General features: G+C 41.0%; 14 protein-coding genes and 1 pseudogene. 6 read left to right on the top strand and 9 right to left on the bottom strand.

Annotated elements, in window-relative coordinates:
* Positions 1–8 precede the first annotated feature (8 nt).
* On the bottom strand, positions 9–476 hold the full coding sequence (gene tusD / locus ACIGBM_RS05830) for a sulfurtransferase complex subunit TusD (RefSeq protein WP_296207729.1): 468 nt from the start codon (positions 474–476) through the stop codon (positions 9–11).
* A gap of 408 nt (positions 477–884) precedes the next feature.
* Here tusD and glnE point away from each other — a divergent pair, with 408 nt between their 5' ends.
* From glnE to ACIGBM_RS05855, 5 genes are all read left to right on the top strand, one after another.
* A complete protein-coding gene (gene glnE / locus ACIGBM_RS05835; RefSeq protein WP_397477065.1) occupies positions 885–3,749 on the top strand; it encodes a bifunctional [glutamate--ammonia ligase]-adenylyl-L-tyrosine phosphorylase/[glutamate--ammonia-ligase] adenylyltransferase in 2,865 nt (954 codons plus the stop codon).
* Between the two features lie 376 nt (positions 3,750–4,125).
* A complete protein-coding gene (locus tag ACIGBM_RS05840) occupies positions 4,126–5,055 on the top strand; it encodes a branched-chain amino acid transaminase (RefSeq protein WP_238069605.1) in 930 nt (309 codons plus the stop codon).
* A 106-nt stretch (positions 5,056–5,161) separates the two neighbouring features.
* Positions 5,162–5,998 (top strand): glycosyl transferase, encoded by an 837-nt coding sequence (locus ACIGBM_RS05845; protein ID WP_397477066.1) that lies wholly within the window; start codon positions 5,162–5,164, stop codon positions 5,996–5,998.
* 103 nt (positions 5,999–6,101) lie between these two features.
* Positions 6,102–6,968 carry a glycosyltransferase gene (locus ACIGBM_RS05850; RefSeq protein ID WP_397477067.1) on the top strand — a complete coding sequence of 289 codons (867 nt, stop codon included), beginning with the start codon at positions 6,102–6,104 and terminating at the stop codon, positions 6,966–6,968.
* 64 nt (positions 6,969–7,032) lie between these two features.
* Entirely contained in the window at positions 7,033–8,133 is a 1,101-nt protein-coding gene (locus tag ACIGBM_RS05855) for a glycosyltransferase (protein WP_341609089.1), read from the top strand.
* Here ACIGBM_RS05855 and ACIGBM_RS05860 read toward each other — a convergent pair.
* From ACIGBM_RS05860 to ACIGBM_RS05875, 4 genes are all read right to left on the bottom strand, one after another.
* Positions 8,130–8,897, bottom strand: a complete 768-nt coding sequence (locus ACIGBM_RS05860) for a hypothetical protein (protein WP_397477068.1) — start codon at positions 8,895–8,897, stop codon at positions 8,130–8,132. The genes ACIGBM_RS05855 and ACIGBM_RS05860 overlap by 4 nt on opposite strands.
* A 93-nt stretch (positions 8,898–8,990) precedes the next feature.
* Complete coding sequence (locus ACIGBM_RS05865) at positions 8,991–10,004, bottom strand: NAD-dependent epimerase (protein WP_397477069.1); 1,014 nt, start codon at positions 10,002–10,004, stop codon at positions 8,991–8,993.
* On the bottom strand, positions 10,004–11,170 hold the full coding sequence (locus ACIGBM_RS05870; RefSeq protein ID WP_397477070.1) for a nucleotide sugar dehydrogenase: 1,167 nt from the start codon (positions 11,168–11,170) through the stop codon (positions 10,004–10,006). Before ACIGBM_RS05870 ends, ACIGBM_RS05865 begins: the two co-directional genes overlap by 1 nt.
* A 90-nt stretch (positions 11,171–11,260) precedes the next feature.
* Positions 11,261–12,262, bottom strand: coding sequence for a capsular polysaccharide biosynthesis protein (locus ACIGBM_RS05875; protein WP_397477071.1), 1,002 nt, complete (start codon positions 12,260–12,262; stop codon positions 11,261–11,263).
* 259 nt (positions 12,263–12,521) lie between these two features.
* On the opposite strand from ACIGBM_RS05875, the gene ACIGBM_RS05880 reads away from it, so the two are divergent.
* Entirely contained in the window at positions 12,522–13,688 is a 1,167-nt protein-coding gene (locus ACIGBM_RS05880) for a glycosyltransferase (RefSeq protein ID WP_397477072.1), read from the top strand.
* A gap of 59 nt (positions 13,689–13,747) precedes the next feature.
* On the opposite strand, the gene ACIGBM_RS05885 is transcribed toward ACIGBM_RS05880, so the two are convergent.
* The 4 genes and pseudogenes from ACIGBM_RS05885 to aspS form a co-directional block, all read right to left on the bottom strand.
* On the bottom strand, positions 13,748–14,605 hold the full coding sequence (locus tag ACIGBM_RS05885) for a hypothetical protein (RefSeq protein ID WP_397477073.1): 858 nt from the start codon (positions 14,603–14,605) through the stop codon (positions 13,748–13,750).
* Positions 14,606–14,701: 96 nt separating this feature from the next.
* Positions 14,702–15,502: a glycosyltransferase gene (locus ACIGBM_RS05890; protein ID WP_397477074.1), complete on the bottom strand. Its 801-nt coding sequence runs from the start codon at positions 15,500–15,502 to the stop codon at positions 14,702–14,704.
* A gap of 344 nt (positions 15,503–15,846) precedes the next feature.
* Positions 15,847–16,728, bottom strand: a pseudogene (locus ACIGBM_RS05895) (lysophospholipid acyltransferase family protein); the annotation flags it as partial.
* Between the two features lie 67 nt (positions 16,729–16,795).
* Entirely contained in the window at positions 16,796–18,622 is a 1,827-nt protein-coding gene (gene aspS / locus ACIGBM_RS05900; protein ID WP_101204567.1) for an aspartate--tRNA ligase, read from the bottom strand.
* Positions 18,623–18,689 lie beyond the last annotated feature (67 nt).

An 18,689-nucleotide genomic window follows, 5' to 3' on the forward strand; every position in this document is an offset into this window, starting at 1 on the left:
ATACGCTATCAAAACTGTATCAAACGACAGTCATCCTGCATCATCATCGCAAGCTCACTGAGTCCCACTAACGTAAACCCTGTCGCAAGATTGGCACCGTCAAGCTGATGACGTGAGCTGTTGTCTACATCACTCACACCGCGGCTAAGGGCTGTGCTGACACAGACGGGCAAGGGTAATTGATACTGCTCAGCCAAAGACTGCCATTCTTTGGTCAAGTCTAATTGATCGGCTGACTGCCAACGTAATCGATTGGCTATGTGAGCCGAATCACCATAAAAGAAGACATTGAGCAGGGGTTGTTCAGAGGTAGCATTATCGCTGCTACCTGTACCTGTACTATTAGTGTCATTGTTATCAATATCATCACTATTCGCTGCGCCATTCAGGTAAGCGCGCGCATAGCGTAACGCCAAGTGTGCCAATGGGTGACTAGGGTCAGCAGTAATCAGTAGTAACGGGGTAGTGGTCGTCATAAGGCGCGGTATCACATATTATAAATAAGAGTTTAAAAATTATGGCCGAGTTGCTATAAATGCTTTGTATAAAGTAATTTGGTCGTTATTATTATAGTGCTTGTGTGCAAATTTGCGTGACAGAAAACAGAATTTATACTGATAATGAGACATACAGCGGATCATACTGTCATATCAAATAGCGTTATGTCATAAAAGAGAGGTGCGTCGTCTCTATCAAAGATGTTTATGCTACCATAAAGCGCCGCAAACCAAATAGAGTCACTGTTATTTAACGTGGTTTTATCTCAAGTGTAGGCACACTGAGTATTATTATCTGATGCTGTGACTGCCTCGTAAGAAAAAACAATAAACTTATGAGCTAGGTTCACGTAGTCTTACCATTCTATGTAAGGAGTTTTTGTCACTATGTTACCTGCTATGCCCTCACGTGTGAACAATGGTACAGATTATCAGCCTACCGTAGAACAACTGCAAGTCCTGCAGACAGCGAGCGAGTTCGCTTATCAGATTTGGGAAAGTCGGACCGTTTCATGTCAGACGTTTTTGCGTAGCTATCCATTGAATAGTACGCTGACCCGTCAGCAAATCGATGATCTGATACAAGATTATACGTTAGATGAGAACTATCAACTCGCTGATGAAATCAAGGTCATGAGTGGTTTGCGTCACTTGCGCACGCTACTAATGATGCGCTGGATTTGGCAAGATGCCTTGCAGACGATCAGTCTGGAGCAGCTGACCGATGAGTTGTCTGAGTTTGCAGATGGCTGTATCTCTTTTGCTAAGGATTATACCTATCAGCATTTGGTTGCTAAATATGGCGAGCCGACCTTTATCAATGAACAAGGCAATGTACAGATTGATGATATGGCAATCATGGCCATGGGTAAGCTTGGTGCGCAAGAGCTGAATTTATCAAGTGATATTGATCTAATCTTTGTGCATCAAGCGCGCGGCGAGACCAATGGCAATAAAGAACAAGGCACACGTAGTATAGATAACAAACGCTTTATGACTAGATTGGGTCAAGGCATTATTAAACTACTTGATAACAAGACCGCTGACGGTTTTGTCTTTCGTGTAGATATGCGCTTACGTCCATGGGGCGATGGAAGTGATTTGGCCATTCATCTGTCTGCATTGCAAAAATACTTTACGATGCATGGGCGTGCATGGGAGCGTTTTGCTTGGTTAAAAGCACGCGTAGTCGGACAAATAGATCAGCCATTTTATGAAGAGATACAAGCGCTAATTAAGCCATTTGTTTTTCGTTATTACGTGGACTACAGTGCGTTTTCGGCATTGAGAGAGATGAAGTCTCTTATTCAAAACCAAGTTGCACAGCGTGAAGACTTGGACAATATCAAGCTTGGCGCGGGTGGTATTAGAGATATTGAGTTTATCGTACAGGCCTTTCAGCTTATCTATGGCGGCAGGCATCCACAGCTGCAAATCAAACCTTGCTTGCAAGCGATGCAAGTATTGTGTGAGCTTGGCTATCTGGAGCATTCAACTTACGAGCAGCTACAGGCAGCGTATCGGTTTTTACGCCGGCTTGAGCATGCTATTCAAGCGATTAATGATCAGCAGACCCAGCGCTTACCACACGATGAGCAATGGCAGCATAATCTAGCCGTGACGCTAAATTTTGAAAACTGGCATTCCTTATTAGACCAGCTTAATCGTCATCGCGAGAGTGTCAATGTACCGTTTGAGCGTATGGTCACTGAGCGCCAAGTACCTGATAATGAAGATACTGATCTAGAACCAGAGCACTTAGATGAGCAAATTGCCCGTTTAAATGAAGTGCTAACAAAAGAAAATCGCGAGTTACTACAGAACTTTTGGCAATCAAAAATGGTGGCTAACTTAAGTGATGAGGCCAGAGAGCGTTTAGACGACGCATATCCTGTCATTGTCCATGCGTTGTTAGCGCATCAAGAACAGCAGCAACTTGCCAATACTGCTTTACCAAGATTGATCTCACTGCTTGAAGCGATTTGCCGCCGTTCTATCTACTTGGTCATGATTGCTGAAAACCCCAATGCAACGATTGAGCTGATTCCAATGTTATCTGCCAGCCCGTGGATCGCAAAAGAGTTGGCTCAGTATCCTGTATTATTAGACACATTTTTGCAGCAGCGTTATCGCCACCTGCCAGATAAGCGTGAGCTACGTGATATCTTGCGCCAACAGTTGCTACGCGTCGAGCCAAACGATGAAGAAGAGCTGTTAAGCGTCCTGCGACTGTTTAAAAAGAATCAGGTGTTGGCGGTCGCGGCTAGTGATGTATTGGCTGAACGCCCGATTATGAAAGTGTCGGATTCATTGACTTATATCGCTGAAGTCGTACTAGAAGCAGCATTAGAGCGTGCTTTTGCAGAGATTGTTAACCGTTATGGGTATCCTATTGGCCAAGATGGCGATCCGGTTACTGAAGCGGACTGTGGCTTTGCAATTATTGGTTATGGCAAGCTTGGTGGCTTAGAGTTATCGTATTCTTCAGATTTGGACTTGGTATTCTTACACAAGATAAAAGAGCAAGGTATGACCACTGGTGAAAAATCAGTCAGTGGTATGAAGTTTGCCGCGCGTCTTGTACAAAAGCTGATGAATTATCTCAATACTCAAACCCGTGATGGCCGTGCTTATGAGATTGATATGCGTCTGCGACCCTCAGGAAATGCTGGCATGATGGTGGTGTCTTGTCATGCGTTTGAAACCTATCAAATGGATAAAGCATGGTCATGGGAGCATCAAGCGTTGGTACGTGCTCGTGCGATTTGTGGGGACAGACGAGTCACTGCACGCTTTTGTGATATTCGCCGCGATGTATTGTCGTTGCCACGGACACTGGATCAAGTACGTAGCGAAGTCACCAGCATGCGTATCAAAATGCAAAAGCATCTAGGCACGAGCCAATGGCAGCAGGAGGCGGGCAAGTTTCATCTTAAGCAAGATGCAGGCGGGATTGTAGACATTGAGTTTTTAGCACAGTTTGCCGTATTGGCCTACTCGCATGAATATCCAAGTTTGACCAAATGGAGCGATAATGTGCGAATTTTTGCAGAAGTTGCTTTGCTTGGTATTTGGGATGACCAAGTCTGTCAGGATTTGACCGATGCCTATCTAAGAATACGTGCTGCCACGCATCAGTTGGCACTATCAGAGCAGTCTTTGCTCGTTGATGAGTTATTGTGGCAGGAGACGCGAGCGTTAGTACAGTCACAATGGCAGCATCTTATGGGTGTGGAGACAGACGACGAGTAATATCGTAACTTGTATGATTAAGGTCTTGCCGATAGTCCAAGAGACGCTTAAACTGTAATGCGTTACGATAAATAGAAGCTATGAACAAAAACTATCAATAAAAGCTATGAACAAAAACTATGGATAGAATTGGTAGCTAGGAACGATATAATTAAAAACCATATAGTGCCAAACCAAAAGATTTCATTTGCCAAGACGGCCAGTGATATAATCGGTCACACATCATCATAACACTGTCAGTCGTTTGTCATAATGAAGCTGTTGTTTAGGCAATAAAAATTGACGCTGCGGTGTTATCATACGATGTTGATCAATACTGTTAAATAAAACCTACCTAAAAAAAGTTAGACGTCAGTGCTAGCATAAGGACAATAAAATGAATATGGCAACACAAGATGGTAAGCTTTGGATGAATGGCACAATGATCGAACAGCCAGATGCTAAAGTTCATGTGCTTACACATAGCTTGCATTACGGTATGGCTGTGTTTGAAGGCGTACGCGCTTACCAAACCGCGGATAATCGTACTGCTATTTTCCGCTTAAAAGAACATACCGAGCGTCTACTTGGCTCAGCCAAAATCTTTCAAATGGACGTGCCTTTTGATGCTGCCACTTTAGAGCAAGCACATAAGGATGTGGTCAAGCAAAACAACTTGGCAGAAGCTTATATTCGTCCGCTCATTTGGGTGGGTGCAGAAAAACTTGGCTTGTCTTCACGTGACAACAGCATCAATGCCATGGTTGCTGCTTGGCATTGGGGTGCTTATCTTGGTGAAGAAGGCATCAAAAACGGTATCCGTGTAAAAACGTCATCATATACGCATCACATGCCAAACGTGACTATGTGTAAGGCTAAAGCCTCTAGTAACTATCCTGTGTCTATCATGGCCAACCAAGAAGTGACGCGTAATGGCTATGACGAAGCTATCTTGATGGATCCACAAGGATTTGTATGTCAGGGCGCAGGCGAGAACTTATTTTTGGTAAAAAATGGTGAGCTACATACGCCAGACCTATCAGGTGGTGCATTAGACGGTATCACTCGTCGTACTATCTTGCAGTTCGCGGCTGACCTAGGTATCAATGTCATCGAACGCCGTATCACTCGTGATGAGTTTTACTTGGCTGACGAGATATTTATGACAGGTACTGCTGCTGAAGTCACGCCTATTCGTGAATATGACGATCGCATCATCGGTAATGGTGGCCGCGGTCCATTGACTGAAAAACTACAGACCCTATACTTTGATGTGGTTCATGGTCGTAATGAGAAATATATGGACTGGTTAAGCTTTATTGATTAATAATGCCGTTACTTTAAAGGCCAAAAAGGCTGAACATAATTGTTCAGTCTTTTTTTTATGCTAATATAGCCATCATATTTATCCATACGATTAAAGTGAGCAGTCAATGCCAATAGATTCTAGTACAGCTGATAATAAAAATATCAAACAAATTATTTGTATTAAATGGGGTACAAAGTACGGTGCTGATTACGCCAATAAACTATATGGTATGGTATCTCGTAATATCACCCCGCCATTTCGTTTTGTGTGTTTTACGGATGATACGACTGATGTACGTCCAGAAATCGAATGTCAAGAACTGCCACCATTAGATGTCACTATGCCAACGAATACGTTAGGAAAGTGGCCGAAATCTCGTTTGTGGGGTGAAAAGCTCGGTGATTTAACAGGGACAGTATTATTTGTAGATTTGGACGTGATTATCGTTAATAGTCTCGATCCTTTCTTTGAATATGGCGAGCCAGATGATGTTATCTTGTCTTATAACCCAAGCAATCCATTAGAGCGCTTGGGGCAGACCTCTTGCTTTAGATTTCAGATAGGGTCACTTGTTTCACTCCAAGAGAAGTTCAAAGCTGATCCACAAGGTATCGCTGATGAATATCGTTTTGAGCAGCGCTTTGTCACCCGCAATGCACCAGGTGGTGTAAAACTATTTCCAAAAGCTTGGGTCGCACACTTTAGACGTAAATGTCGCCAACCATTTCCGCTTAACTACCTCAAAGAACCGAAGATTCCTAAAGGCGCTCGTATTGTTATCTTCCCAGGTGATTTGTATCCTACGCACGCTATTGAAGGCAGATACAATAAAAACGCCGCCAATAATGCTAAAGACCATTTAAAAAGACTTACTGAACCTAAAAACTTGAAACGCCCATTGCGCCATTTGCGTCATTTTATTTTGCCAGTAGGGTGGATTGAGAAGTACTGGAAAGAATAGATTTAATTTTATAGTTATTACCATATTAGCAAACGTTAGTATTGATGCTTTCTATCTTTATATTCGTGAAGATAGAAGCATGACCCAGTGAATGGATAAAATTATGAAAACAAATGATACCATCAGAGTCTTTGTTGGCTGTGACCCAAATAACTGTGATTTAGAGCAGATGATGGTTCTGGATTATAGTATTCATAAACATACTAGTATACCAGTGGAAATAGTATGGATGCAGTTATCGCGCGATCCGCACAGCTACTGGTATTCAAATCCTGAGACTGGTAAGGGCTGGGATACTACTAAATGGTCAACACCTTTTTCTGGTTTTAGATGGGCGATTCCAGAGTATTGCAATTACTCTGGACGTGCGATCTATATGGATGCTGATGTTGTTATTTTAGACGATCTAGCAAAGCTATGGCAGCATCCTATCCAAGGGCAGTCTATAGTAGCCGCTAAAGCAAATGCTGATATGACTCGTCTATGCACCTGTGTGTGGGATTGTGATGCTGCAAAAAATGTGGTTTTGCCTATCGAGAAACTTAAAAAAGATCCCAAAAGTCACAAAGAGATGATGGCTTTGTTTAAGAAAAAGACGCAACTGATTGAGCCTTATCAAGATAGCTATAACTGTATCGATGGTGAAGACTTAGCAATAGAAGAAATCAAAATTTTGCATTATTCGGATATGGGCACGCAATTCAGTCATAAGTACTCCTTACCTAGAGTGAGTGAGGAAGGGATTGAGCATTGGTTTGATGGCGAAGTATTACCACATCCAAGACAGGATTTGGTCGATCTTTTCGATACCTACTATAATGAAGCGCTTACTGCTGGATATGATTTAGAAAGTTATCGAATCGAGCCATTTGGTAGTTTTCCAAAAAAATCACAACAAGGATATATAGGCAATAAAGTAACTCGTCCAAAGGCTTCTAAATCGCTATTTGCAAAATTATTTAAACGTTGATTCATTTAATATAATAATATTTCACACATTAAATGAATAGAAATTCATCCATAGGTTGTCGTTTATGAAGCAGGATAAAAAAGTAGCGTTGCTCGCTATTAATTGTTTACAAGGTGGAGGGGCAGAGCGAGTCGTTCTTACTTTGGGGCAGGGGTTTTACGAATTAGGATACGAAGTACATATTTTAAGATTCAAACCACGGGTTGAATATGATCTTAATCCAAACCTTATTTATCATGTGCTCAAATTCAAGCCCTACAAGATGATACCAGGAACACAGCGTCGCGATAAATTTTTCGCTCATGCGGTAGATCGTTATGTCAAAAAAAATATCGGACAGCCTGATATCATTTTGTCTAACCTTGATCGTTCAGACAGTATTTTTAGCTATAGTAGCCTGCCGAACATCATTTACGTGATTCATAATACTTTGTCATTATTGTATAAGTTTGCAAAAACAGATGTTGGTCATCAGAGAAAAGAAAACTTTACGAGAATTTATTCCAAAAATCCTTGTGCCTGTGTTAGTAACGGAGTAGAAAAAGATTTTGTAGAAAACTTTGGTCATGTTACCTCAACTACAGCAATACATAATCCTATTGATAGAGACGGTATTCAAAAGTTAGCTGATGCTTTCATTCCAGAATATCAAAATTATATTATTCACGTTGGCAGTTTTAAAGAAGCAAAACGTCATGATGTGCTATTGAGAGCTTACGCAAAGACAGATCAGTCTTTGCCGTTGCTTCTTTTGGGTAAAGGTAAGCTTCAAAGCAGTACAGAGGCGTTGGTAGCAGAGCTCAACTTAGAAGATAAAGTTGTCTTTTTAGGTTTCCATGAAAACCCTTTTCCGTATATAAAGCATGCGCAATTTAAAGTATTGACTTCTGATTGGGAAGGGTTTGCCTTGGTGATAGCAGAGTCTTTAGTGTTAGGAACACCAGTTATCAGTACTGACTGCCAATCCGGGCCAAGTGAGTTGTTACCTCAAAAAAACCTAATGCCTATGAGAGACATAGATGCTATTGCAGCTAAATTAAGCCTAGCTATGAAAGATCCAGAGCAATTCCACTCTGAATTTAGCGAAGCACTTCTTCCTGTCACAATAGCCAAGAAGTATATTGAATTTGCATCGAATGTTAAGAATATAGATAAAAGGTCTTAATCTAACCACCATTTGGACCAATCATCTCTATGCAATTGCCGTAGAGTAGCGAAAGCACTCTGGTTATTCTGTAGTTTTTCGAATACAGCAAGCAGTATAGTCGTAGCCAATTTATCGACTTTCTGAAATTTATTATAGCGTTTACGCATATTTCTTAAGCTATCATCGGTACCAATACGGAAATAAGTAAGCCCATCGTATAGAGGCAAATCGCCGGCATAAAGTATGTCGGTTTTTTCGTTTAATAACGGCATAGGTTCAGCATTAGTGCTCAGTTGTAAAAAGTTTTTGGTCTCATGAACTCTTAAGGTATTCATTAGAGTGATGACGTTCATTAAAATAGCAGCTCTAAGACTGTTATTTGAGTGATCAATGAAAGTATCGCAGGCTGAGACAATCCAGCGCAGCGAAAGATGCTCTAATAAATAGTCGCTTTCTGACTCCCAAAGCTTCTCAAATTCAGTAAAAGTTTTATCTATTTTGTATTTGCGGCGCATTAATATAATAAGCGTATTGTGATAAAAGCAGAGCTCAGAATCTCCTAAAGATTGATACTTTAAATTATTTAAGTGGATTTCTAAGTCTGTACTTTTACGCTCATCTGTCAGTGCTTCGATATCACACGATGACTCGGTGATTATTGTCGTTTTCATCTCATCAAAGCTTTTACCATCATAGTTTTTGACAATCTTACCCGCATTCAATCTTTTTTCACTTAGAAATATCAATAGCAGTTTTCTTTGCCAGTTTGAAGGTGTAGTCATGTCACTAAAATCCTTTGAACAAGTATGATGCAATTAGAGCTTAAACGTCTGTCGAAAAAATTGATACCAAAATAATTTATGAAATATTCCTGCTTAAACTGAATAGTATTGCTTGTACCATTTGACAAACTTTGTGATTCCATCTTCGATACTGGTATCAGGTTTGAAATCAATATCATCTACTAGCTCGTCTATATCTGCATAAGTAATAGGCACATCACCTGCTTGCATCGGCAATAAATTCTCTTGCGCTTTTTTGCCACAAGCGCTTTCGATGGCAGTGATAAAACGGCGTAAAGTTACTGGTTGGTTATTGCCAATGTTATATATTTTATAAGGGGCGGCCGCTGTAGTGATAGTAGAGTATTGAGGAGAGGGAGCTTTATCCATTATCCGAATAATACCTTTTACAATATCATCAATATAGGTAAAGTCACGCTGCATATCACCATTATTGAAGACATTGATTGGCTCACCAGCTATAATTTTTTTGGTAAAAGAAAAATATGCCATATCAGGTCGACCATGAGGACCGTAAACGGTAAAAAACCTTAATCCTGTCGTAGGGATATTATATAAATGGCTGTAGCTATGCGCCATGAGCTCGTTAGATTTTTTCGTGGCCGCATATAAACTGATAGGAAAATCAACACAATCAGCGGTAGTAAATGGCTGTTTTATATTCATACCATAGACAGAGCTGGAGCTAGCATAGATTAAATGCTTAATATCATGATGGCGACAGCCCTCAAGTATATTAACAAAGCCAACCACATTTGAATCAATGTATGCATTAGGGTTTTCAAGAGAGTAGCGGACACCTGCTTGTGCACCTAAATTAATGACAATATCGAATTGATAGGTAGAAAAAAGATCAGACATGGCTTCGCGATCAGCAAGGTCTAGCTTAATGAAAGTAAAGTATTCTGGTTCTGATATTTCATTTAGTAGTTTTAAGCGCTCTTTTTTTAAGCTCACGTCATAGTAGTCGTTGATATTATCAATACCAACGATGCAATGATTACTATTAGGCAGCTCCATTTCTAATAGAGCTTTAATTAGATGAAAACCAATAAAACCTGCCGCACCAGTGACTAATATATTCATCAGTCGCTCCCGAATAAATCTCTAGTAAAGACCTTGTCCGCCACATCTTCGATTTCAGCAGATAAACGGTTTGCCACAATGACATCACTCATTGATTTAAACGCTTCTAGGTCTTGAATAACTTGTGAGTTGAAAAAGGTACTTTCTTTCAATACTGGTTCGTAAACAATGACTTCGATACCTTTTGCCTTAATACGTTTCATGATGCCTTGTATGGCAGAAGCTCTAAAGTTGTCTGATCCGCTTTTCATAACCAATCGGTGTATACCTACAATTTTCGGTTTTCGTTCAATAACTTTATCAGCGATAAAATCTTTACGAGTTCTGTTGGAATCGACAATGGCTTTTATTAGGTTACTTGGCACCTCGTCATAATTTGCCAATAACTGTTTGGTATCTTTAGGCAAGCAGTAGCCACCATAGCCAAATGATGGATTGTTATAATGATCACCAATGCGCGGGTCTAAACCAATACCTTCTATGATTTGTTTGGTTTCAAGTCCAAAGGTTTGAGCGTAAGTATCAAGCTCATTAAAATAGGCCACGCGCATTGCTAAATAAGTATTAGAAAACAGCTTGATTGCCTCAGCTTCAGTAGGCTTTACAAACAGTAGCGGCACGTCCTTTTTGATTGCGCCTTCAAGGAGTAAGTTAGCGAATAATTGAGCTCGTTCTGACTGTTCACCTACAATGATTCGAGAAGGGTAAAGGTTGTCATGCAGCGCTTTACCTTCTCGCAAAAACTCGGGTGAAAAGATAATACGGTCAGTTGCATAACGCTCTCTAATACCCGCCGTATATCCCACTGGTACGGTGGACTTTATAATAATGGTTGCTTGTTGATTGACTAAAAGTACTTGCTCAATCACTGCTTCTACCGTTGATGTATTAAAATAATTGGTTTTGGCATCATAATCAGTTGGTGTCGCCACAATAATAAAATCAGAGCCTTCATAGGCTGCCGCTGCATCAAGTGTCGCAGAAAAGTTGAGATTTTTATTTGATAAAAAATCCTCAATATCATCATCTTCAATAGGGGATTGCTGAGTATTCAATAAGTCGATTTTTTCAGGAACAATGTCGACAGCGACGACTTCGTTGTGCTGTGCCAATAGCATTGCATTTGATAGGCCTACGTAGCCTGTACCTACTACTGCTATTTTCATAATATATCCAAGTAATGTTTACGCTTTGATGGATCTAATCCAAAATTGGTTTATGCTAAATATGACTAAAAATCACGATACCGTGTCAGCTCAGCTAACTGGTATTCCCGTCACAGAAGCGGGAAGATGCGCTAAAAATTTATGCTTCATAGCTTGGCTGATTTTCTTGTGCGAATCTGTCTCAAGAAGGTCTAGGCTTTGGATACAACCGTACTTGATAGATTTATCTTTTAAAGCAGTAATAAAGTCATCGACACTATTTTCATTTTTTAGATAGTTGACAGAGGTATCGGGTTTTAGATTTGCTTCATCTTTTTGAATTTTTAGATGATTCATCAGGGTTATCGGATTCACCTGAGCCACATCTCTAAATTTATATCTAATCTGCTCTGTCAGTAGCTGAGGCTGGTTTAGCAAATAATCTTTCAGTATGTTCCTATCAACGATATGAGGATAGTGATGAATTTCAAAGAATTGATCCATACCGATTATTTTGGCGCTTAGCATTTGGGCGATAGTATGCCTTGGTTGAATCGGTGTTCCAAACAATTTAAAGCGCGATTTTCGGAAATTAAGCTTAGCATTTAATGCCGCACTTTTACGCCAGTGGCCGTGAATGTTTAGCTTTTTACCATCTAAAAAGTCATCTATTTTTACTGGTTGGTTAAAAAAGAAATCATCATTCATATAGATGAAGTAATCAGACAGCCCCTCAATATTCCATATCATCGACTCAATCGATCGGGTATTAAACGTAGGCAAAAATTGCTCATAATCCGAAAATATGTCCTTATGATCAACGATGCGTATTTTATCTGCTGAGCAAATACCTTGCTTGGCAAACTCGTTAATGAAAGCTGGCCTCTGTTGATCTGTGACAAGATATATATGACGACAAAAAGGCACATATTTGATGATAGAAGCAATATTATAATATATCTCATCGTCACTGGCGAAACGCGTGTCAGTTATTGCGTCAGATGCCACTTCTTTAGTTGGTTTATACTGTTCTCGCTTTTGCTTGAGTATAGGGTCTGCGCCATCTACCCAAGCAATGACGATGTCTAATGTATTTTCATTAGGCTGCTTCATAACTGATCCTGTTCTTTGCGGATACACATCTATTTTAGTAGCGTTATTAGATCAGCTATGATATTTGCTGATGCGATTATTAACAAGGTTTAATCGATTTAGATAGTTAGACTAATTATAATTTTTATAGAGATACCGTTAAATCCTGCTCGTACTTTACTAAGTAAATGCCGAGCACCAGCGGTAGGTGAGACTAGCATATAAAGTCAGAATGCTGCAATAATTATGACCATAGTTGCATTCATTTGGCTAACCTATCATGCCTACACCGTTAAAAAATCAAGCTGAGACACTGATGCCACCTACTATTCTATTTATTTTAAAAGCGCTTGAAGGTCGCGGTGCTGAGCGTATGGTTACGACTTTGGCAAGCGCTTATGCAGATATGGGCTATCGTACTCATATCCTATGCTTGGAAGCGACGCAAGATATGCTACTAGACGCTCGTGTTCAATATCATATCGTGCCATATGATGAGGTGTTTTCTGAGCAGAATCTCGACCCAGAATCTACGCAAGCACAAGCCTATGAATCAGTCGCTAAACGTATTGATACTTACGTGCTTAGCCAAATAGGGAGGCCAGATTTGATACTGGCTAATATCTATAAGATAAACTGGATGATGGCATATAGTCAGTTGCCAAATATCGTAAATGTACTGCATACAGCACTATCTAAGCAGTTCCAAAATCAATTATTAGAGACGCCAGTACAGACTATAAGTCATTTGAAAATGGTCTATGGCGCTCATCCTTGTAGCTGTGTGAGTAAGGGTGCACGCCAAGATTTGATTGATATTATAGGAGATATCACCAAAACCACAACAATCTATAACCCTTGTGATGCTATCGCTATAAATACCAAAGCAGCAGCATCTAGCCATCTTGAACATTTCAGCTTAGTAGATAAAAAATACATCGTACATGTTGCCTCTTTTGATAGCATGAAAGGTCATCGAGATTTGCTACAGGCGTATGCCAAAACAGAACGGAAGCTGCCATTAGTACTAATAGGTAAAGGTAGGCTTGAAGCAGAGATTAAACAGTTGGCTATCCAACTAAATATTAGCGATTGTATTAAGTTTTTAGGCTTTCAGACCAACCCTTATCCATTAATTAGAACAGCTGCACTGATGGTGCTTACTTCTAAATTTGAAGGCTTTGGCTATGTCATTGTAGAGGCACAAGCACTGGGCGTACCAGTAATCAGTACGGATTGTCCTTTTGGTCCACGAGAGTTATTACCCGAGCAAAACTTAATTGCGGTAGGCGATATTGATGGATTGGCCATGCTCATCGATCAAGCCATAGATAACCTTATAGATTATATCGTTCCGCTAAACCAGCAGTTACTTCCTGAACATATTGCAAGACAGTACTTAGCGTTTGGTTCTGTTTTAGATTCAGAGAGAAATGAGGGTTTATAACTTGTAGTGGTTCTTAATTAAACGCCATCAAGTAGAGGTTACTAACGGCGAGTCATTAACTAGAAAGTATCAAATAGCGATTTAGAGATAGGAGAGTGGTTGACGACGGGTACACCATGCGATTGATAGATTCTGCCTAGCAAGTTAAATGAGGGCACAATGCGCTCGTGCATGACTTTGCTGAGCATACTTGGTGCACTATTGTTTTTATTTTCATAAAACCGTGGTTGCTTACTGTTAAGCAGGTCAATACCGTACAGATGAATACTCGCTGCTTGACGCGAAAACGCCAACTGCGCCGCTACATAAGCAACGGTTCCTGCTTCCACAAATCCATGAGTAATGTTAAGAGAGACGCCGATGTCAGCCGCTTTATGATCGCTATCAATGATAAAGTTTGGATTATTGATAAAGTACGATAGCGGCATTTTTTTATTGAGTAATTTTTTCTTAAAGATAAGCTTATTAAAAGATAACTTGTTTGACTTAACTCCCCATGGCCTATCTACGGGATACAACACTCGCATGGCATGATGGTACGTTTGCATAATATCAGGGTGCGTGGTGGCCATCGCTTCAAAGACAGCTAGCGTTGCATATAGAGGTTGACCCGTATAATACTGCTGTAAAATCTCAGGCTGATGATTGATAAAGCGCGCATCACTGATGACGTAACCAGCAATATCGGTAAACTGATGCTGCCCAATCAGGCTGATACTGCCATTGACAAAAATAGTAGGCGTATCTAGGAGCTCTGCTAACGGTAGCTGCTGTATAGATGGACCTGAAGCGATAATATTGACATCTTTTCCATGCAGGCTTTGTTCAGGTTCATTGGCATTAAAAGCATTGATAATGATGAGCTCATTATCAATATTGAACCCAGCGGTAGCAGGTAATCTCAAATATAGCGCCATACTATTTTCCAGTCGTTTATTTCACCTATCTTATATCTTAATACACTGCCTTTACGCTAATTATAAATTGTCTAAATATGGTTAATTACTAAGCATTTATTGCCAATGGTCTTTTAACCATGGGCTTGGCTTCACATGTCGATACCATTTACCGCCACTACCAGCAATTGCATCGGGCGGGTTAATCTCACCGTGGAAAATAACGATTTTGGCATCATCCGGCAGAGTAGGTGTGCGTACAAAATTAAAAGGAATCGGCGCAATACATTGGTATTTAAAGCTGACACACCATGTCTTATCCCAATACTCTAAGTGGTGATGCTCACGCAAATAGTTAGAGAGGTAAGCCTGCTCGTGACGTACTTGGGTGCGAATGGTTTCAAAGTTCCGCTCAAAATTGGACAGCAAATCAGTATAGGTATTCATGCCAATATTAAAGCGGTAGACGGAGCTGTTGCCAATCATGCGCCAAGGTTTTTTCCAGTCGCGGATGATGACGACACTGTCCTCATGCTCAGCTTGGTAAGTAAAAAATACATCGATATTATCGACAATGACGATATCGATATCTAAAAATAAGGCCACACCTTTTAAATCATACAGCTCAGGCTTAAAGGTAGTCAGTTTTTTCCAACCACGTTCAGGACCTGCTGGCAAATCCATATCGGGTATCGGATAACAGGCAATCGCAGAGTCAATACCTGTGCTGTCATCGGTCAAGCAAACCATCTGAAAATCTAAGGTTAGATGTCGACTAACCATGTTATAGAGACGATTGACATATTCAGGACCATATTTGTCGCCCCATTTCATACAGATGATATAACGCTGTTCAGCAGCATTTGTACTGGTTTGCTTAGGGCCTATAGATGAGGTCTTAGTTACGTCAGATGTCATAATGCACTCGTATTGAGATAATAGTCAGATAAATGAAGGACTAATAAAAATAAAAAAATATAGAGTTCAGCCAATATTAACATAGCTGTGACTGATGGTACGTCTAAACTGATGGTATGTCTAAATAGGCAACGCTAGGTTGGTGATGACTAATGATTGTCGAGCTTAGTGTTATCATTTTTAACAGTACTATCGATTTTAACATTGTCGATTTTAACATTGTCGATTTTAACATTGTCGATTTTAACGTTGTCGATTTTAACGTTGTCATTTTTAACGCTATCGTTGATATCGCTATCAGAACGACTAGAAACGCTAGAATGGTGAGATTGTATAAAGGCTGCTAAAGTCTCTTTATCTTTTCGGTAAGGGTTGCCTAAGTTTGGTATACGCTTAAAACGTCGATAGCCCCACATATAATGACTGTAGTTATCTGTAATCATACGCTCCATGGCCTGATTGAGAGCATGAGTTGCCACTTCAGCATTGCGGTCATACAAGGCTGGATCATCGAGTTTGTAGCAGTAAATATCAAAGCCGCGTCCATCGGTACGGCGAATACAAGATAAGCCAACCAGCGCACATTTGGTTTTGCTGGCCAGTTTAGAGGCAAGGGTACTGGTCAATGTTTTGATACCAAAGAATGGAACGACAACGCCGCCTGATGGCTCTGGAACGTGGTCGGGCAGTACAATACTAAAACCACCTTGCTTGAGCGTTTTAAACACGGCTTTAACGCCGCTTCCATCAGTAGGTACCAAAGTGGCATTAAGTCGCGCTCGACCCTGAAGGATAAACTCGTTAGCGAATTTGCCGTCAACTGGCTTATACATAATGGTTGGCGCGCCAAACTGGTTGAGCCAAGCATTCATCATCTCCCAAGTGCCGAGATGCGGTACGATAGCAAGCATGCCATTTGGATTGGCAAGACCCTCTAAAAAAATGTCTTTATTATGAATATCACGAATCTGAGCGATACTCCATTCAGGTGGCATCGCCCAGCTTTTTATAGATTCAATACTGGTCAAACATTGATGATAGATGATGTCTTTAGTCAGCGCTCGTTTTTGCTGCTCAGACAATTTGTCTGTAATCAACGCCATATTAATATGAATGGTACGCATGATACTTAAACTGGGTATCTTAATGATAACCCAAGCGGCAAAACGTGCCAGCATCTGCAATACAGACAATGGCACGACTTTGAAAATATGATACGGATTCATGACCACTCACATGGTAATGAATCATGTAACAAGTACTGTAGACAGCAACCGTGCATCATCAAACGATTTATTCAGCAGGCTTGCTGGTATCAGCCTGTGCTTTTTCACGCACACGGATACCAAGCTCACGTAGTTGTTTGCTATCAACGCCAGCAGGTGCTTGAGTTAATGGGCAATCAGCTGTTTTGGTTTTTGGGAAGGCGATAACGTCACGGATAGAGCTTGCGCCTACCATCAACATAATCAAACGATCCAAACCAAATGCTAGGCCGCCATGCGGTGGTGCACCGAATTTTAGGGCATCAAGTAAGAAACCAAATTTATCTTCAGCTTCTTGCTCACCAATACCCAACGCTTCAAGTACAGCTTGCTGCATGTCGTAAGTATTGATACGTAAGCTACCACCACCAATCTCAGTACCGTTCAATACCATGTCATAAGCGATAGAAAGGGCGGATTCTGGGTTGTTTTTCAACTCTTCAACTGAGCCTTTAGGCTTAGTGAACGGATGATGCATCGACGTCCAACGACCGTCGTCAGTCTCTTCAAACATTGGGAAGTCAGTTACCCAAAGTGGTGCCCATTCACAAGTTGTCATTTCAAGATCTAGACCGATTTTTTGGCGTAATGCACCAATTGCATCATTCACGACACTGGCTTTATCCGCACCAAAGAAGATAATGTCGCCATCTTCTGCAGCAGTACGCTCGATCAGGCTCACAAGCACGTCATCAGTCATGTTTTTGATGATTGGAGACTGTAGGCCTGACTCTTTATCCACACCGTTGTTGATGCTGCTAGCGTCATTGACTTTGATATAAGCCAAACCGCGTGCGCCATAAATACCAACAAACTTGGTATAAGCATCGATTTGCTTACGGCTTAATGATGCGCCACCAGGGATACGTAGGGCAGCGACACGACCTTTAGGATCGTTAGCAGGGCCAGCAAATACTTTGAAATCGACGTCTTTCATCAAATCTGCAACGTCAACCAACTTTAGAGGAATACGTAAGTCAGGCTTGTCTGATGCATAGTCACGCATGGCTTCTGCGTAAGTCATGCGAGGGAACTGTTCAAACTCAACGTCCATCATTGTCTTAAACAAATGCTTGATAAGACCTTCGTTGATGTTCATGATTTCTTCTTCGTTCAGGAAAGACGTCTCGATATCCACCTGAGTAAATTCAGGCTGACGATCGGCACGTAAATCTTCATCACGGAAGCATTTGGCAATTTGATAATAACGGTCAAAACCTGACACCATCAATAATTGCTTAAATAGCTGTGGTGACTGCGGCAGGGCAAAGAAATTACCTGGACGGGTACGTGATGGTACAAGATAATCACGCGCACCTTCAGGCGTTGCACGAGTCAAGATAGGCGTCTCAACATCCAAGAAACCATGGTCATCTAAATAACGACGAATCGCTGAAGTCGCCTTGGCACGGAACACCATACGCTCTTGCATTTGCGGACGACGCATATCAAGATAACGATACTTCAGACGCAGGTCTTCAGATACGGTCGTTTTTTCGTCATTCAATGGGAATGGCGGTGTCTCAGACTTAGCCAGTACTTCAATTTCTTTGCCCAATAGCTCAATCTGGCCACTGGTCATATTATTATTTTCAGTACCTTCATAACGACGACGTACGCGGCCAGTTATCTTTAGTACGTATTCAGGACGTACAGCATCTGCTGCTGCGAAAGCTTCTGGGGTATCAGGGTCGACCACGACCTGTAAGATACCAGCGCGGTCACGCATGTCTAAGAAAATTACGCCACCGTGATCGCGACGACGATGTACCCAGCCTACGATACTAATGGTTTGCTCAAGCAAGCTCTCGGTTACGGCTCCGCAATACTCGTCTCGGTATTCGCTATGCGTCATAGTGCTTTGCGTCATAATATGGTTATCCAGTTATCAGCCCAATTCGAAGTACAATAATGCAGCCATT

It is taken from the genome of Psychrobacter sp. NPDC077938 (assembly GCF_044542635.1).
Taxonomy (GTDB): Bacteria; Pseudomonadota; Gammaproteobacteria; order Pseudomonadales; family Moraxellaceae; genus Psychrobacter.

What these genes read in the sequence shown, in the direction of transcription:
- tusD (WP_296207729.1), bottom strand. Translation starts at nt 476, where the DNA reads ATGACGACCACTACCCCGTTACTACTGATTACTGCTGACCCTAGTCAC.
- glnE (WP_397477065.1), top strand. Translation starts at nt 885, where the DNA reads ATGTTACCTGCTATGCCCTCACGTGTGAACAATGGTACAGATTATCAG.
- ACIGBM_RS05840 (WP_238069605.1), top strand. Translation starts at nt 4,126, where the DNA reads ATGAATATGGCAACACAAGATGGTAAGCTTTGGATGAATGGCACAATG.
- ACIGBM_RS05845 (WP_397477066.1), top strand. Translation starts at nt 5,162, where the DNA reads ATGCCAATAGATTCTAGTACAGCTGATAATAAAAATATCAAACAAATT.
- ACIGBM_RS05850 (WP_397477067.1), top strand. Translation starts at nt 6,102, where the DNA reads ATGAAAACAAATGATACCATCAGAGTCTTTGTTGGCTGTGACCCAAAT.
- ACIGBM_RS05855 (WP_341609089.1), top strand. Translation starts at nt 7,033, where the DNA reads ATGAAGCAGGATAAAAAAGTAGCGTTGCTCGCTATTAATTGTTTACAA.
- ACIGBM_RS05860 (WP_397477068.1), bottom strand. Translation starts at nt 8,897, where the DNA reads ATGACTACACCTTCAAACTGGCAAAGAAAACTGCTATTGATATTTCTA.
- ACIGBM_RS05865 (WP_397477069.1), bottom strand. Translation starts at nt 10,004, where the DNA reads ATGAATATATTAGTCACTGGTGCGGCAGGTTTTATTGGTTTTCATCTA.
- ACIGBM_RS05870 (WP_397477070.1), bottom strand. Translation starts at nt 11,170, where the DNA reads ATGAAAATAGCAGTAGTAGGTACAGGCTACGTAGGCCTATCAAATGCA.
- ACIGBM_RS05875 (WP_397477071.1), bottom strand. Translation starts at nt 12,262, where the DNA reads ATGAAGCAGCCTAATGAAAATACATTAGACATCGTCATTGCTTGGGTA.
- ACIGBM_RS05880 (WP_397477072.1), top strand. Translation starts at nt 12,522, where the DNA reads ATGCCTACACCGTTAAAAAATCAAGCTGAGACACTGATGCCACCTACT.
- ACIGBM_RS05885 (WP_397477073.1), bottom strand. Translation starts at nt 14,605, where the DNA reads ATGGCGCTATATTTGAGATTACCTGCTACCGCTGGGTTCAATATTGAT.
- ACIGBM_RS05890 (WP_397477074.1), bottom strand. Translation starts at nt 15,502, where the DNA reads ATGACATCTGACGTAACTAAGACCTCATCTATAGGCCCTAAGCAAACC.
- aspS (WP_101204567.1), bottom strand. Translation starts at nt 18,622, where the DNA reads ATGACGCATAGCGAATACCGAGACGAGTATTGCGGAGCCGTAACCGAG.